This window comes from Pseudomonas sp. Je.1.5.c, from assembly GCF_051129895.1.
Lineage (GTDB): Bacteria > Pseudomonadota > Gammaproteobacteria > Pseudomonadales > Pseudomonadaceae > Aquipseudomonas > Aquipseudomonas urmiensis.
Genome location: NZ_JBCPSP010000031.1, coordinates 1 through 15858 on the forward strand (window position 1 = coordinate 1; position 15858 = coordinate 15858).

The window sequence follows — 15858 nt, forward strand, 5'->3', positions numbered from 1 at the left end:
CGCCGGGTTGAGTCGTTGGCGTGGGAGCGGGCTTGCCCCGCGATGAAGTCAACGGTGGTTTATGGCAGGGCGTAAGAAATCACGTAGTCGCCACGGTCGGTCGACTGACGGGCGCCGCCGGCAGTGATCACCACGTACTGCTTGCCAGTTTTCGGCGAAACATAGGTCATCGGGCCGCCCTGGCTGCCGACTGGCAGACGGGCTTTCCAGACTTCTTCACCATTGGCGCTGTTGTAGGCGCGCAGGTAGAAGTCCTGGGTGCCGGCGATGAACACCAGGCCGCCTTGGGTGGACAGGGTGCCGCCCAGGGTTGGCAGGCCGATCTTGATCGGCAGGTGCATGCGGATGCCGAGCGGGCCGGTGTCTTCCACGGTGCCGACCGGAACCTGCCAGGCTACCTGGCGGGTCTTCATGTCGATGGCGGTCAGGGTGCCGAAGGGCGGGGCCTGGCACGGAATACCGGCAACCGACAGGAAGCGGTTCTTGTTCACCGCATACGGCGTGCCTTTCAGAGGTACAGCGCCCATGCCGGTGTTCAGTGCTTCACCACCGCCGGCAGCCGCACCTTTGTTCTGCGACGGAATCATCTGAATCCACAGGCCCAGGCGCATGTCGTTGACGAAGATGAAGCCATGCACCGGGTCGGTGGAAATGCTGCCCCAGTTCATGCCACCGAGCGAGCCTGGGAAGCTCAGCGAGAGGTCAGTGCCGGGCGCTGTGTACAGGCCGTCGTAGCGCATCTTCTTGAAGTCGATACGGCACAGCAGCTGGTCATACGGGGTAGCGCCCCACATGTCCGACTCGGTCAGGGTCTGCGCGCCGATCTGCGGCATGCCGACCGATTTTGGCTGGGTAGGCGAATACGGCTCGTTAGGGATGTTGCTCGGCTTGACCGGTACTTCGTCGACCTGGGTCAGCGGTTGGCCGGTGGCGCGGTCGAGCACGTAGATCTGCCCGGCCTTGGTACCGATGACGACCGCAGGGACGGTCTTGCCGTCGTCCTTGGTGAAGTCGATCAGGCTTGGCTGCATGGGCAGGTCGAAGTCCCACAGATCGTTGTGCACGGTCTGGTAGACCCACTTCTGGTTACCGGTGGTGGCGTCCAGGGCCAGCACCGAGGCGCCGTAGGTGTGGTCCAGCTTGCTGCGCTCGACACCATAGATGTCGGTGGACGAGGAGCCCATCGGCAGGAACACGGTGTTCATCGCCGGATCGTAGGACATCGGCGCCCAGCTGTTGGGCGTGCTGCGTACATAGCTGCTGCCGTCGGCTGGCGCGTTGCGATCTTCAGGGTTGCCCGGGTCGAAGGCCCAGCGCATTTGCCCGGTGATCACGTCGAAGCCACGGATCACGCCGCCTGGCATGTCGGTTTGGACGTTGTCGGCGACGCGCCCGCCAACCACCACGGTGGTGCCGGCCATCAGCGGCGCGGAGGACAGCTGGTAGTACGAATCCGGAACATCGCCCAGGCCGGCCATCAGGTTGACCTGGCCATTGTTGCCAAAGCCCTGGCAGAACTCGCCGGTGTCGGCATCGACGGCGATCAAGCGGCCGTCGATGGTATTGGTCAGCAGTCGACGCTGGCAGTTGGCGCCAGGCGCCACGCTGGCCACGGTGATAGGCGAGCTGTTCGGTTGGGTCGGCTGCGCCAGCGGCGCGCTAGCGTCGAAGTAGGCCATGCCACGGCAACGCTGCCAGACCTTGGACTGGGCATTGATGGCGTTCTTCCACAGCTCTTTACCGGTGTCGGCATCGAGGGCGATCAGGTTGTTGTGCGGGGTGCAGATGAACACCTTGTTGCCAACCTGCAGCGGCGTCAGCTGGTCCTCGGCGCCGTTACCGTCGCTGATGGCCACGTCACCGGTGTGATAGGTCCAGGCCACTTGCAGCTTGTCGACGTTGTCGCGGTTGATCTGATCGAGCGCAGCGAAGCGGCTGCCACCTTCGGTGTTGCCGTAGTGAGCCCAATCTTTCTGGGCTTTTTCCGGCTCGACCGGGGTCATGCCCGGGCCGTTGCCGGTAGGTGCCACGCTTGGGTGGGCGACGAACATGTTGCCCGCAGCGATCACCAGGCCAACGGCCATGACCGCTGCCAGACCATAAGCGCCACGACCGGCGCTGCGACCATTGGCGCGCGCCAGCATCGGGTAGACCAGGGCGACCACCATGCCGATGGCGGCGAACATGAACAGGCGCGAGAACAGCGGCCAGAACACCAGGCCGGTATCGGCCACGGCCCAGATGGCAGTGCCTACCAGGAACGCAGCGAACAGCCAGGCGCCAGCGGTTTTGCGCCGGGCGATGAGGATACCGGCGATGGCCATGGCCAGGCCGCCGATCAGGAAGTACCAGGAACCGCCCAGGCCGGCCAGCTTGACGCCGCCAGCAGCCAGGAGCAAGCCGAGCAGGGCGATGACAACGCCCAAGCCGACCATGATGAATGTCGAGGCGCCAGAGGCGCGCGGTGTTTCGTTCATGCCAGGGATCTCGCAGGTGGAATGTGCGCAGTTTAAGCCCTTAGCAAGCTAATTAACAAGTTAGTACATTTCGATGTGAGGCTGATTGTCGCAGGCGTTTGCAAGCTAAGATGCACCGAAAAGCATAGAACAGGAGGTGAATTTGTCACTAAACGGCGTGTTTTTTCACTTGTGAAAATTTCGCAATTGCGACGTTGGTCGTAGGGTGCACTCGCAACAGCAAATCGTACTCAACGTGCGGGCTTGCCCCGCGATGGCGTCTAAATCCACCCAGTTGATCAAGCGCAATAGAACACCGCCAGCCACACGGTAATCACTCCAGCCTCGGTCCACTCCACGCGATGCCGGCAATGAGCGGGGATATCCAGATAATCCCCAACCCGCAACACCCGCACCTGGGCCTCATGCTCCAGGCGCAATCCGGCGCTGCCACTGAGCACGACCAGCCACTCCCCCTCAGCCTGGTCGTACCAGAATCCCGCAGGGCTGGCCTGGCCACTGGAAACGATGCGTTCGATGCGCAGGCCCGGACGGGTCAACAGCTCGTCGAACTGCTCGGCAGCATGCACGTCAGGCAGGGGCAGGGCAGCAAACAGATTGTCTGGCATGGGTGGCTCGCGCTAAGTTGATTCCCAACCCTGATTGTAGGAAGGTTCCAGGATTTGGCGGACAGAAACAGCCGATGGACAAGTTGCTGGCGATCAAGACGTTCATGGCCACGGTCGAGGCCCGCGGGTTTTCCGCCGCCGCGCGCAAGCTGGGCGTTGCCACCTCCTCGGTAACGCGCCTGGTCGATGCGTTGGAGAGCGAGCTGGGGGCCACCTTGCTCAACCGCTCGACCCGTCAGGTCAGCTTGACCGAGGCCGGGGTCGGTTACTACCAGCGCTCGCGGGAGATCGTTCAAGCCTTGGCCGAGGCCGATGCCAGTGTCGCCGATCGCGGCGAGGAGCCGGTCGGCGTACTGCGCCTGTGTTTACCGGTGGAGTTCGGTCGACGGGTGATTGCTCCGCACCTGGGACGATTCTTGGCCGCGCACCCGGGGTTGGAGTTGGACATCGACTTGAGTGACCGCTTCGATGATCTGCTCGATGGTCGCTACGACGTGTCGATCCGCTTGGGCGAAGCTGCGCCGAACGACGAATTGGTCTGCAAGCGCCTGGGATGCTTTGAGCGCTGGTTGGTCGCCAGCCCCGCCTATCTTTGCGCTAGTGCACCCTTGGTGCATCCGCAGCAGTTACTCGAGCAGGCCTGCCTGCGTTTTCGCTATGGTCAGTCCGGCCGGCCGTGGCGGCTGCGCCAGGGCGAACAAGCGCTGGAGCTGGACGTCAGCGGACCTTTGCGCAGCGCCAATGCCGACCTGCTGCGTGAAGCTGCGCTGGCCGGCAGCGGGATTGCCCTGCTGGCCGATTGGCTGGTGCGCGAAGATGTCCAGGCCGGGCGCTTGCAGCGGCTGTTCGCCGACTGGCAGATCAGCCCGGGGACTGCCAGCAGCGCCATCAACGCGCTGTACCTGCCCAACCATCGCGGCTCGCGGCGGGTACAGGTTTTCGTCGATTTTTGCCAGGCACTGCTCAGCCGTTGAAACCCCAGCGTTGCGCCTGACGCAAAAGCGCGTTGCGCAGGCGCTGGATTCTCCCGCTCCTCGCGCCTGGGTAAGGTGCGCGGCATATCCCGTCATTTGCCGAGGCACCTGCAATGAACCCTTCCATCGCTGTTAGCCAGTCGTCTGCCGCGGGCCTGAGCCGGGCCCTGGTGACCCTGCTGGCGTTCTGCTGCGGCGCGATTGTCGCCAACATCTACTATGCCCAACCCATCGTCGGCTTGATCGCGCCAGACTTGGGCCTGTCTGGCGAGCGGGCCAGCCTGATCGTCTCGCTGACCCAACTCGGCTACGCCTTGGGCCTTTTGTTACTGGTGCCGCTGGCCGACCTGGTGGAAAACCGCCGCTTGATGATCGCCACAGCGGTACTGGCCTGCATCAGCCTGCTGTTGGCCGGTAGCAGCGGCCATGGCCAAGGGGTGTTGTTCCTTGGCTATGCCTTGCTGATCGGCTTCAGCTCGGTGGCGGTGCAGATGCTTATCCCGCTGGCCGCGCACCTGGCACCTGAGCAGCAGCGCGGGCGGGTGGTGGGCAACATCATGGGCGGCTTGCTGCTGGGCATTCTGCTGGCGCGACCGCTGTCGAGCCTGGTGGCCGATCACTTTGGCTGGCGTGCGGTGTTCATCGGCGCGGCAGGGGTGATGTTGGCGATCATCCTGTTGCTAGCCCTGACCCTGCCGCGGCGGCTGCCGGATCACCAGGCCAGCTATGCCGGGCTGATGGCTTCGCTGGTCAGCCTGCTGCGTCGCTATCCGCTGTTGCGCCAACGCTCGCTGTACCAGGCGTTGATGTTCGCTGCGTTCAGCTTGTACTGGACCGCTGTGCCGATGGCGCTGGCGGGCCCGCATGGCTTGAGCCAAAGCCAGATCGCGTTGTTTGCCCTGGTCGGGGCGGTGGGGGCGATTGCCGCGCCCATCGCGGGCCGCCTGGCCGATGCCGGGCATGCTCGGCGCGCTTCACTGTTGGCCTTGTTGCTGGCGCCACTGGCGTTGTTGCTGGGCTTGAGTGCACCGGGCTTGAGCGTGATTGGCTTGGGCTTGACCGGGGTGCTGCTGGATTTTGCCGTGCAGATGAACATGGTGATCGGCCAGCGTGAAGTGTATGCACTGGATCCGGCTAGCCGGGGGCGGCTCAATGCGCTGTATATGACCAGTATCTTCCTCGGCGGGGCGCTGGGGTCGGCCGTGGCCAGCCCGTTGTACACGCAGTTTGGCTGGCATGGCGTGGTGTTGGTAGGCGCCGGGTTGCCGCTGCTGGCGCTGGTGGTTTTCCTGTTGATTTCGCGGCGTGCTTCTTAGGAGGGGCGCTTCAGGCCCCTTCGCGGGCAAGCCCACACGGAACGCGCGAGGATCAAGGGCAGCCTGCGATGAGCCCGGCTTTGGCAAAGCCTGGCTCATCGGCCGAGTGGCAAGGCGATCCCGATCAACGCAAACAGGCTGCCACAGCAGCGGTTAAACCCCGTTCCGCCCTTGGCCAGCCAAGGCCGAACCCGAAACGCCAGGCGCGCCAGCAGGTATTCGACAACAAATTCGACACTGGCAAAAGTCGCCGCCATGACCACGAACTGCACCAGCAAACCACGTTGCGGATCGATGAACTGGGGCAAGAAAGCCCCATAGAACAGCAGCACCTTGGGGTTGGCCATGGCTGAAAGAAAACCCTGGCGCATCATCCCCGCATTGCTCAAGCGCGTAGCCCCCTCGGTCAACTCCAGGCGCATCGCCGGGCTGCGCCACAGCTGGATGCCGAGCCACACCAGATAAGCCCCACCCACCCACTTGAGCACCTGCAGCACCGAGCCCGAGGTTTGCAGCAGCGCGCTCAGGCCGAACATGGTCAGGGCGATCAGCGCGCTGAAGCCGACCACCCCGCCGACGATGGTCAACAGTGTGCGCCGTGCGCCATACAACGCGCCGTGGGTCAGCGCCAGCAGGCTGTTCGGACCAGGGGTCAGTGACAGGCCAATGCTGGCGAGCAGGTAGATAAGCCAGGTATCCAGTGCCATGGGGGTATGCCTTGCAGTGTCAGAGGGCGCCAGTCTAGGCCAAATACGGCTAAACCCAGGGTATGATCTGGACATCTGAGGGTTATTTCTGGACTGCTGCATGACGCCTGATATCCGCTTGCTGATCCTGCCGCTGCCGGAATTCGCCTTGCTGGCGTTTGGCGCGTTCCTCGACAAGCTCCGCTTCAGCGCCGATGACGAGGATTACAGCCAGCAGCGCTATTGCAGTTGGACGCTGCTGGGCCTGAGCAATGAACCGGTGCCCTCCAGCAGCGGGGCGGTGGTGCAAGTGGAAGTCACGCCGCAGGCGCTGGACTTTGCCGGCTACGACTATCTGGTGCTGTTCGGCGGGCGCAATGCCGCGGCCACTGCTGCCTTGGCACCTGACTACCGGGCGCTGCTCAAACGCGCCGCCAGGGCAGGGGTGAAGCTGGTGTGTGTCGACAACGCCGCGTTTCTGCTGGCTGCCTGCGGCCTGTTGGAAGGGCACAAGGTGGTGGTGCACTGGCGCCACGAAGCCGAGTTTCGGGCGTCCTTTCCGCATTTACAGCTACTGACCGGGCAGTTGTATTGCTTCGATGGGGCGCGCATTTCCTGCGCCGGCGGCAGTGCCGCGATCGACCTGGCGGTGGAGCTGTTGTCGCGCAACTGCGGCCGAGCGCGGGCGCTCAAGGGGCTGGCCGATATGCTGGTCGATGAAACCCGTGACAGTCGCCATGCCTTGCGTTCGTTGGAAGTTGGGGCAGGGCAGGTGCAGCGTGCGGCGGCATTGATGCGTCACCACCTGAGCGCGTCGATGACCGTCGAGCAACTGGCGGCGCAGTTGGGTATCAGCCGGCGCCAGCTGGATCGACAGTTTCTCGCCAGCCATGGCATGAGCGCCAAGGCCTGGTGGCTGGAGATGCGCCTGCAGCAAGTACGCTGGCGCTTGCTCAACTCAAGCCACGGCCTGGCGCAGATTGCCGATGAGGTGGGCTTGGGCGATGCGGGGTATCTGGGCAAGTGCGTGCGGCGGCGCTTTGGGTGTACCGCAATGGCTTTGCGTAAGGGCGTTTGACGCTATCGCGGGGCAAGCCCGCTCCCACGCGAGGTATTCAGGGGCCTGATCCGTGCCCCGCGATAGCGTTACTGCGGCGCGCCGAACAACCCAGTCCAGTAGATGCCCGCATCGCTCTTGGGGTCGACCGCGTAAGCGGCGCCCAACTCGGTGAAATCAGGGTTCATCAGCGTCGCGCAATGCCCAGGGCTGGCCAGCCAGCCATCGACCACCTTGCGCGGGGTGTCACGCCCGGCGGCAATGTTCTCGCCAATCTGCCGGTACAGGTAGCCGGCCAGCTCGGCGCGATCGCCTGGGGTGCGGCCATCGCGGTCGATATGGTCGAAGAAGTTCTGGTTGGCCATGGCTCGGGTATGGTTGGCGGCAACGCCCGCCAAGGTCGTGTTCCAGGCTAGAGCCGGCGCTGCGGCGAACGGCTGGCCAGCGCATTGGCGCGGCAGCTTGCGCGCGGCGTTGATCTCTTGCAGCAGTTTCTGCCCCTCGGCCTGCCAATCACCCAGCCGCCCACTGAGCAAGGGGCGGGCGAGCACGATACGCCAGTCGCGGCCTTCCTGGCTGACGCCGATGTCGACGAACTGCGGATCGAGTACCACCTGGCAGAAGCTTTCGGAGATGGCGTGCATCGCCGCTTTCGCATCGCGCGGGCCGGACAGGCTGATGGCCTGGACGTTGACCATCGGGTAGGCCGCGCGGGTCATCGCCTGTTGCAAGTCGCGGGTGCCCTCTGGCGACAGCGCCAGGCGAGTATCGCTACTGAGCGGTGGCAGCTCCAGCGAGCCTGCATCGCCGCAGCGCTGGGCCTGGCTGCGGTAAGCGTTGATCGACTCGATCAGTTGCCCTTCTTCGCCAGTGAAGGCCTGGGCGCTGGTGGCGGCGAGCAGGCCCATCGACAGCATGGCAATGCAGGCAACGGATGGCAGGACGCGCATGTATATCTCCCTATCTGGCAGCGCCTTGGTTTGCGCTGCTCATCCTACACAAGCACGGGGCTTTTGGCCCTCTGCCGTGCAGTTCGAATAAACGGCCGGCTATGACATAGAAGCGGCAAAAGAGGCAGTAGACCGCTGGTCGCGTCGAAAGTGCGATGATTTGGTAATAATTCGTAACCTCGTCTAGAAACAATACTCAGTTGTTCTCCATTTCTCATCTGCCAGGAAGGCGTCCCTCTACCGCTTGCGGAGCTTTCCATGGCGCGACCTTGCCCTGTTCGTCCGACCTTGCTGGCCCTGTGCTGTTCCCTCGCCGTCAACGCCCAGGCGGCCGACGGCCCTATCGAACTCGATGCCACCGCGGTCAACGCCGAGGCAGCCAAGCCATCACCCAGCCAATTGCCCGAGGCATTTGCCGGCGGCCAAGTGGCGCGCGGTGGGCAGATGGGCATCCTGGGCAACCAGGACATGATGGACGTGCCCTTTACCATGACCAGCTACACCGCGCAGCTGATCGAGGATCAACAGGCCGAAGACATCGGCGACGTGCTGCTCAACGATCCCTCGGTGCGCCAGTCGTTCGGCTTCGGCAACCAATCGCAGGTCTTCGTCATTCGCGGCCTGCCGCTCAATGGCGATGACGTCGCCTTCAACGGGCTGTACGGCGTGCTGCCGCGGCAGATGATCTCGCCTGATGCCGTCGAGCGCGTCGAGGTGTTCAAAGGCCCCAACGCCTTTCTCAATGGCGCCAGCCCCACCGGCACCGGCTTGGGCGGCAACGTCAACCTGCAACCCAAGCGCGCCGGCGACACGCCAACGCGTCGCTACACCCAGGACATCAGCAGCGATGGGCGCCTGGGCGAGCACTTGGACCTCGGTCAGCGATTTGGCGCGGACAACCGCTTGGGCGTGCGCCTGAACCTGTCTCAGCGCGAGGGTGAAACCGCGGTGGATGATCAGGACCAGCGCAGCAAGCTGTTCATGATCGGCCTGGATTACCGTGGCGACAACTTCAAGCTCTCGACCGACTTCGGCTATCAGAAACAGCGGGTCAACCACATGCGCAACTCGGTGCGCCTGGGCGGCGGCCTGACGGATATTCCACGCGCCCCCGACGCCGATCACAACTACGGCCAGGAGTGGGCCTGGACCGAAACCGAGGACACCTTCGGCATGGTCCGCGGCGACTATGATTTCAACGACAACTGGAGCGGCTACCTGGCCGGTGGTGCCAAGCACACCCACGAGAATGGCTTCTACGGTACGCCGATCCTTACCGACAGCAGCGGCGCGGCGACTATCGGTGGCTCCAAGATCCCCCATAACGAGGACAACACGACCCTCATGGGCGGCATCAACGGCCGCTTCCAGACCGGGCCGCTGAGCCATCAGCTGAATATCGGCGCGGCAAGTATCTGGACCCAACAGGAGAACGCCTTCGTCTTCTATAACTCGCAAGACACCAACATCTACCACACCGACCCGCTACCCAAACCGACCACGCCGACCTTCGTCGGCGGCAAGCTGGACGACCCGGGCGTGACCGGCAAAACCCGCAACCGCAGTATTGCCATCTCCGATACCGTGGGCCTGTTCGACGACACCCTGCTGCTGACCGCAGGGGTGCGCCGCCAGCAACTGCGGGTCGAGGGCTATGCCTATGACGGCGAGGGCGCGGATGCTGGGCGCAATGCCTTCTACGATGAAGCGGTCACCACGCCCGTGTATGGCATCGTCTACAAGCTCAATCCGTCGATCTCGCTGTACGCCAACCGCATCGAAGGCCTGGCCCAGGGCGCAACGGCTTCAGGGCAGGTGATCAATGCCGGCGAGGTATTTGCGCCCGCCGAGACCAAGCAGGTCGAAGCCGGGGTCAAGTTCGACTATCAGCGCTTTGGCGCCAACCTCGCGGTTTATCGCATCGAGCGGCCCACTGATGGCTTTGTCCAGGGCAACGTGTTCGTCCAGGATGGTGAGCAGATCAACAAGGGCGTGGAGCTGAGTGTGTTCGGCGAACCGATTGCCGGCTTGCGGCTGATGGCCGGCGGCACGCGCATGGACACCGAGTTGAAAAACACCTTGGATGGCAGCAATGACGGCAACCACGCTGTCGGGGTGCCGACCTTCCAGCTCAACGCCAGCGTCGACTGGGATGTGCCGGGGCTTGAGGGGTTGGCGCTGAATGCGCGCATGCTGCGCACCGGCGGGCAGTATGCCGACCCTGGCAACACGCTCAGCCTGCCGACCTGGAACCGCTTCGATGTCGGCGCGCGCTATCGCTTTAGCGTGCAGCGCAAGGACATCACCTTGCGGGTCAATGTGGAGAACCTCACCGACAAGAATTACTGGGCCTCGGCCAATGGTGGTTACCTGACCCAGGGCGATCCGCGGTTGGTGAAGTTCTCAGGCTCGATCGATTTTTAAGTGGCGTCGATTGGCGATGAGGCGGCAACTGTTGGCAGGCCAACAGCAGCCCTACACTTTGCCCGCCCTCATTCACTGAAAACGTCGCCAACCCCAATAAAATCAGGCCCTTGAACCCGGCACAACTCCTGCAATAGCCCATTGACCATCCTTGGGCCTTGCGCAGGAGCGACCTTGAATCATCCAATCCTTCCCCTGATCCCGCTATGTGCCGCCTTGGCCCTGGTCGGCTGCGAGCGCGCCGAGCAGCGTACGGTCCACAGCGACCAGCCGGTGCATGGCGGCACCTTGGTCTACGCAACCGACCGCGAGCCGACCTGCCTCGACCCGCACGTTGCCGGCGACATGCCCCAGGTGTTCGTCGCCCAGCAGTACCTCGACTCGTTGGTGTCGATGGACAGCGACGGGCGTATCGGCCCGTGGCTGGCGACTCGCTGGGAGGTGTCCGCCGACGGCTTGCGCTACACCTTCCACCTGCGCCGCGACGTGCGCTTCACCGACGGCACGCCATTCAACGCCGAGGCGGTCAAGGCCAACCTCGACCATATGGCCGATCCCAAGACCCAATCGAGCACGGCCGGCGGCTATATCCGCCAGTACCGTGGCACCGATGTGATCGACGACTACACCGCCGTGGTGCGCCTGGCCACGCCCTATGCGGCGCTCCTCGAAGTCTTGGCCCAGGGCTTTCTGGGTATCCAGTCACCCACCGCGCTCAAGCGCAGCCGTGACCAGAACTGCGAAAGCCCCGTGGGCAGCGGCCCGTTCAAGGTGGCCCGTTGGGACCGGCAGAACCAGGTCGAGCTGGTCCGTAACCCGGACTACAACTGGGCGCCGCCTACCGCCAAGCATCAAGGCCCAGCGTATCTGGAGCGGATCGTCTGGAAGTTCATCCAGGAGCCTTCGGTGCGTTTTGCCTCGCTGCAGGCGGGCGAGGTGGATGTGATCGAAACCCTGCCGCCGGAATCCCACGAAGCCGCGCGGCGCAACCCAGACGTTGAGTTGATCGTCGCCCAGCGCCCTGGCAACCCCACCAACGGCACCTTCAACATGCGCCGTGCGCCGTTCGACGATATCCGGGTGCGCGAGGCGTTCGTGCGCAGCGCTGATGTCGAGGGCGCGCTCAAGAGTGTCTACTTTGGCGAGTTTCCGCGTGCTGCCGGGCCACTGAGCGTGGCCACGCCGTTCTACAGCGGCGATTTCGAAGACAGCCAGAATTACCAGCCGGCCCGTGCGGCGAAGTTGCTCGATGAAGCTGGCTGGACCGGGCGCGACGCCGACGGCTACCGCACCAAGGATGGCAAGCGCCTGAGCGCCACCGTGCTGATCGGCGCGCGCACACCGCCCTCGGAGCTGACCTTGTGGGAGCAGGTCCAGGCCACCACCCGCCAGGTCGGCCTGGAGCTGGTGCTGGACCAGATGAGCGACGCCCAGGTCACCGCGCGGCAGGCGGCCTGGGACTACGACATCCGCACCGGCTACTGGAATACCAATACCCCCGATGTGCTGCGGATCATCTTCAGCTCGGCGTTCGTCCAGCCTGCGGGTGTCGGCGGCTACCACCAGAACTCCTCGGGCTATGCCGACCCCGGCTTCGATGCCTTGCTCGAAAGCGCCCTGGCCACCCAGGACCCCGAGCAGCGCCGGGCCCTCTATCACCGGGCGCAACAGCAGGCGGCCGCGCAGTACCTGCAACTGAACACCTACCCGCAAAGCACGCGCCTGGGCATCTACAAGACCGCCCACGGCGTGCGCCTGGAGCCGTCGTTGGCGGTGACTTATCTGTATGACGCATGGGTGAGCAAATGAGCAGCGCAACTTCCCTGGCAGTGACCGACCCACGCCGCGAACGCCTGGCCGCCCTGGGCCGACGCGCCGTCATCCGCCTGGCCGGTGGCGTGCTGGTGCTGTGGGCCGTGGCCAGCTTGACCTTCTTCGCCCTGCGGTTGATGCCGGGCGATCCGGTGTTGGCGATCCTCGGCGGTCCCAGCGCCAACCCAAGCCCGGAGACGATCGAAGCCACGCGCAAGGAATACGGCTTGGACCAGCCGCTGGCGGTGCAGTACGTGTTCTACCTCGGCCGCCTGCTACAGGGCGACCTGGGCGTGTCCTACTCGCAACACCAGCCGGTGACCCAGGTGTTGGCCGAGCAGGGCGGGGCAACCCTTGAGCTGACCGTGGCGGCGCTGCTGCTGGCCTGGTTGCTGGTGTTGCTGCTGACGGTGGTGACCGCCGGGCGCGGCAGGCTGGTCGGTGGCCTGGCGTCGATGGCCGAAACCCTGAGCGCGGCATTACCGCACTTCTGGCTCGGCGTGGTGCTGCTGGCGGTGTTCGCCTTTGGCCTGCGCTGGTTCCCGCCGGCGGGCAGCGACAGCTTGGCGAGCCTGGTGCTGCCGGCGTTTTCCCTGGCCATCCCGCTGGCCGGCTTCATTGCCCAGGTAACCCGCGAATCGCTCGAACTGACCCTGGACCAGCCGTTCATCCTCACCGCCCGCAGCCGCGGCTTGAGCGACCTGGCCGTGCGCTTTCGGCATGCCCTGCGCCATGCGCTGCTGCCGGGGGTGTCGTTGTCCGGCTGGGCGATTGGCGCGCTGATCAGCGGCGCGGTGGTGTGCGAGGTGATCTTCTCGCGCAAAGGCGTCGGCCGTCAGCTGTATCAAGCGGTGCAAGTGCAGGACCTGCCACTGGTGATCGGCATCAGCCTGGTGGTGGCTGCCGGCTACGTGCTGGCCAACATTCTGGTCGACTTGCTCTACCAGTGGATCGATCCCCGTCAACAGGAGGCCAAGCCATGAGCGAACTGATCCTTGAGCGGGCGCAGGCCCCGCTGCGCCGGCAACGGCGGCTGCACCTGCCGCCGCTGGGTGCGAGCCTGGCCCTGGTGTTTCTCGCCGGGTTGCTGCTGGCGGCCCTGGCGCCGCAGCTGTTCACCCATATCGACCCACTGGCCATCGTGCCCCGCGAAGCGTTCCAGCCGCCGAGCTGGGCGCACTGGCTGGGCACCGATCAGTCCGGTCGCGATATCTTCGCCCGGGTCATCCACGGTGCCCGCCAGAGCCTGCTGATCGGTGTGGCGGCCACGGCCTTGTCGATGGCCATCGCCATCAGCCTGGGGCTGCTTGGGGGGCTGGGCGGGGCCAAGCTCGACCGTGGGGTCGGTTGGTTGCTGGAAGTGCTGTTCGCCTTTCCCAGCCTGGTGCTGGCGCTGCTGTTCGTGGCGGTGTTCGGCAGCGGCATCGGCCCGCTGATCGTCGCCACCGGCCTGGGCGGCGCCCCGGGCTATGCGCGGATGGTCCGCGGCCAGGTGCTGGCGGTGCGCAATGCCGGCTACATCGAAGCGGCGCGGGCGCTCGGCCATCCGACCTCGCGGATCATTGCGCGCCAGCTCCTGCCCAACGCCATGCGGCCGCTGATCGTGACCCTGACCATGGGCGTCGGCCAGGCCATCGTCTGGGCTTCGGCCTTGAGTTTTCTCGGCCTTGGCGCCCGGCCACCGGCACCGGAGTGGGGCACCATGCTGTCGATGGGCCGCGACTTCATCGCCAACGCCTGGTGGCTGACCTTCTTCCCAGGGCTGTTCATCGTGCTGACCACCTTGGCCACCACGGTGACCGGCCGCTATATCCAACAACGCCTGGAGGGCCGCCTGCCATGACTGACAAGACCCTGATCGTCGAGGGCCTGACGGTGTCCTTCGCCGGCAACAGCGTGGTCCGCGACGTGAGCTTCACCCTGGCCCCGGGGCGCTGCGTGGCGCTGGTCGGTGAATCGGGCTCGGGCAAGAGCGTCAGCGCGCGTAGCCTGGTCGGGCTGACCGGGCCCAACAGTGAAGTGACCGCGCGCCAGCTGAGTTTTGCCGGCCATGACCTGCTCGATTTGAGCGAACGCCAATGGCGCCAGGTGCGCGGCAAGGACATCGGTTTCGTGCTGCAGGATGCGTTGGTTTCGCTCGACCCCTTGCGCCCGGTCGGCAAGGAGATCCTCGAAGTGCTGCAGACCCATCGCTACGGCGACCGCCAGCAGCGCAATGCGCGGGTGCTGGAGCTGCTGGAGCGGGTCGGCGTGCCGGACGTTGCCCTGCGCGCCCGTCAGCGCCCGGGGCAGCTGTCTGGCGGCCTGCGCCAACGCGCGCTAATCGCCAGCGCGCTGGCCCTTGACCCTGCGCTGGTGATCGCCGATGAGCCGACCACGGCCCTGGACGCCACGGTGCAGGCGCAAATCCTTGAAGTGTTCCAGCAGATCAAGGCGCGTGGCGCATCGCTGTTGATCATCAGCCATGACCTGGCGGTGGTCGCCCAGCTGGCCGACGAGGTGCTGGTGCTGCGCCACGGCGAGGTGGTGGAGCAGGGGCCGATGCAGCAGGTCTTGCGCCAGCCCCGGCATGCCTACACCCAGGCCTTGCTCGCGGCAGTGCCGGCCGAGCACCCGCGCGGTACGCGGCTGTCGCCACAGCCAGCGGGCGTAACCCGCCCCGCCGTTGCCCGCGGGCATGGCGATGTATTGTTGCAAGGGCGCGGCCTGGGCAAGCGCTATGCCGGCCCCGATGGCCTGGTGCGGCAAGTGGTGCAGGGGGTTGATTTCACCCTGCGCGCCGGGCGCACCTTGGGCATCGTCGGTGAATCCGGCTCTGGCAAGACCACCGTCGCGCGTATCGCCCTGGGCCTGCTGAGCCCCGACGAAGGCCAGGTGCTGTACCGCGGCCAGCCCTGGAACTTGCCGGACGAGGCGGTCAGCGAAGCTAGCCGACGGCCGCTGCGGCGCCAGATCAGCGTGATCTACCAAGACCCGCTCGGCTCGTTCGACCCACGCTGGAGCGTGGCGCAGATCCTCGACGATGCCCTGCAAGTGGCGGGTATCGATACTGCCGCGCGGCCGGCGCGCATCGCTTTGCTGCTTAATCAAGTGCGCCTGCCGGCAGAGCTTGCCCAGCGCCGGCCATTGCAACTGTCGGGCGGCCAGCGCCAGCGGGTGGCGATCGCCCGGGCGATTGCCAGCGAACCCCGCCTGATCATCTGCGACGAGCCGGTCTCGGCGCTGGATGTCTCGGTGCAGGCCCAGGTGCTCGACTTGCTGGCTGACCTGCAGGACGAGTTGGGCCTGGCCTACCTGTTCATCTCCCATGACCTGGGGGTGATCCGCCATGTCAGCGACGACGTGCTGGTGATGCGCCATGGCCAGGTGGTCGAGCAGGCGCCCGTCGAGCAGCTGTTCGAGCGCCCTGAACATGAATACACCCGCCGCCTGCTCGGCTCGGTACCGCGCCTGCCGGGCGCCGGCGCCGAACTGGTAGTGCCGCCGCTGGACCTGGAACACGAAGCCTTCGACCTGTTCGATGAATCACGACTGTGGAAAATTGCCATCTAAGG

12 protein-coding genes are annotated in these 15858 nt (G+C 65.1%); 8 read left to right on the plus strand and 4 right to left on the minus strand.

The window, feature by feature from the left end; genetic code table 11:
* Positions 1–59: 59 nt before the first annotated feature.
* Both AAZU54_RS19775 and AAZU54_RS19780 read right to left on the minus strand, forming a co-directional pair.
* Positions 60–2477, minus strand: a complete 2418-nt coding sequence (locus AAZU54_RS19775) for a glucose/quinate/shikimate family membrane-bound PQQ-dependent dehydrogenase (protein WP_186553295.1) — start codon at positions 2475–2477, stop codon at positions 60–62.
* A gap of 278 nt (positions 2478–2755) precedes the next feature.
* Entirely contained in the window at positions 2756–3085 is a 330-nt protein-coding gene (locus AAZU54_RS19780; RefSeq protein WP_392467543.1) for a cupin domain-containing protein, read from the minus strand.
* 74 nt (positions 3086–3159) lie between these two features.
* Between AAZU54_RS19780 and AAZU54_RS19785 the strand changes: the two genes are divergently transcribed.
* Positions 3160–4059, plus strand: coding sequence for a LysR family transcriptional regulator (locus tag AAZU54_RS19785; RefSeq protein WP_186553293.1), 900 nt, complete (start codon positions 3160–3162; stop codon positions 4057–4059).
* A gap of 113 nt (positions 4060–4172) precedes the next feature.
* Complete coding sequence (locus tag AAZU54_RS19790; RefSeq protein ID WP_405129903.1) at positions 4173–5375, plus strand: MFS transporter; 1203 nt, start codon at positions 4173–4175, stop codon at positions 5373–5375.
* Positions 5376–5470: 95 nt separating this feature from the next.
* On the opposite strand, the gene AAZU54_RS19795 is transcribed toward AAZU54_RS19790, so the two are convergent.
* On the minus strand, positions 5471–6082 hold the full coding sequence (locus AAZU54_RS19795; RefSeq protein ID WP_186553291.1) for a LysE family translocator: 612 nt from the start codon (positions 6080–6082) through the stop codon (positions 5471–5473).
* A 100-nt stretch (positions 6083–6182) separates the two neighbouring features.
* On the opposite strand from AAZU54_RS19795, the gene AAZU54_RS19800 reads away from it, so the two are divergent.
* Positions 6183–7139 carry a GlxA family transcriptional regulator gene (locus tag AAZU54_RS19800; protein ID WP_186553290.1) on the plus strand — a complete coding sequence of 319 codons (957 nt, stop codon included), beginning with the start codon at positions 6183–6185 and terminating at the stop codon, positions 7137–7139.
* Between the two features lie 68 nt (positions 7140–7207).
* Here the strand turns inward: AAZU54_RS19800 and AAZU54_RS19805 are convergent, their stop codons facing one another.
* Positions 7208–8068, minus strand: a complete 861-nt coding sequence (locus tag AAZU54_RS19805; protein WP_186553289.1) for a CAP domain-containing protein — start codon at positions 8066–8068, stop codon at positions 7208–7210.
* 258 nt (positions 8069–8326) lie between these two features.
* On the opposite strand from AAZU54_RS19805, the gene AAZU54_RS19810 reads away from it, so the two are divergent.
* The 5 genes from AAZU54_RS19810 (at position 8327) to AAZU54_RS19830 (ending at position 15856) form a co-directional block, all read left to right on the plus strand.
* Positions 8327–10492: a TonB-dependent receptor gene (locus AAZU54_RS19810; protein ID WP_405129902.1), complete on the plus strand. Its 2166-nt coding sequence runs from the start codon at positions 8327–8329 to the stop codon at positions 10490–10492.
* Positions 10493–10708: 216 nt separating this feature from the next.
* The gene (locus tag AAZU54_RS19815; RefSeq protein WP_434727567.1) at positions 10709–12301 is read left to right on the plus strand and encodes an ABC transporter substrate-binding protein; all 1593 of its coding nucleotides are present in this window, start codon (positions 10709–10711) and stop codon (positions 12299–12301) included.
* Positions 12298–13287, plus strand: coding sequence for an ABC transporter permease (locus tag AAZU54_RS19820; protein ID WP_225915596.1), 990 nt, complete (start codon positions 12298–12300; stop codon positions 13285–13287). The genes AAZU54_RS19815 and AAZU54_RS19820 overlap by 4 nt, the downstream gene beginning before the upstream one ends.
* Entirely contained in the window at positions 13284–14147 is an 864-nt protein-coding gene (locus tag AAZU54_RS19825; RefSeq protein WP_434727551.1) for an ABC transporter permease, read from the plus strand. Before AAZU54_RS19820 ends, AAZU54_RS19825 begins: the two co-directional genes overlap by 4 nt.
* Positions 14144–15856 carry a dipeptide ABC transporter ATP-binding protein gene (locus AAZU54_RS19830; RefSeq protein WP_434727552.1) on the plus strand — a complete coding sequence of 571 codons (1713 nt, stop codon included), beginning with the start codon at positions 14144–14146 and terminating at the stop codon, positions 15854–15856. Before AAZU54_RS19825 ends, AAZU54_RS19830 begins: the two co-directional genes overlap by 4 nt.
* The last annotated feature ends 2 nt before the right edge of the window (positions 15857–15858 follow it).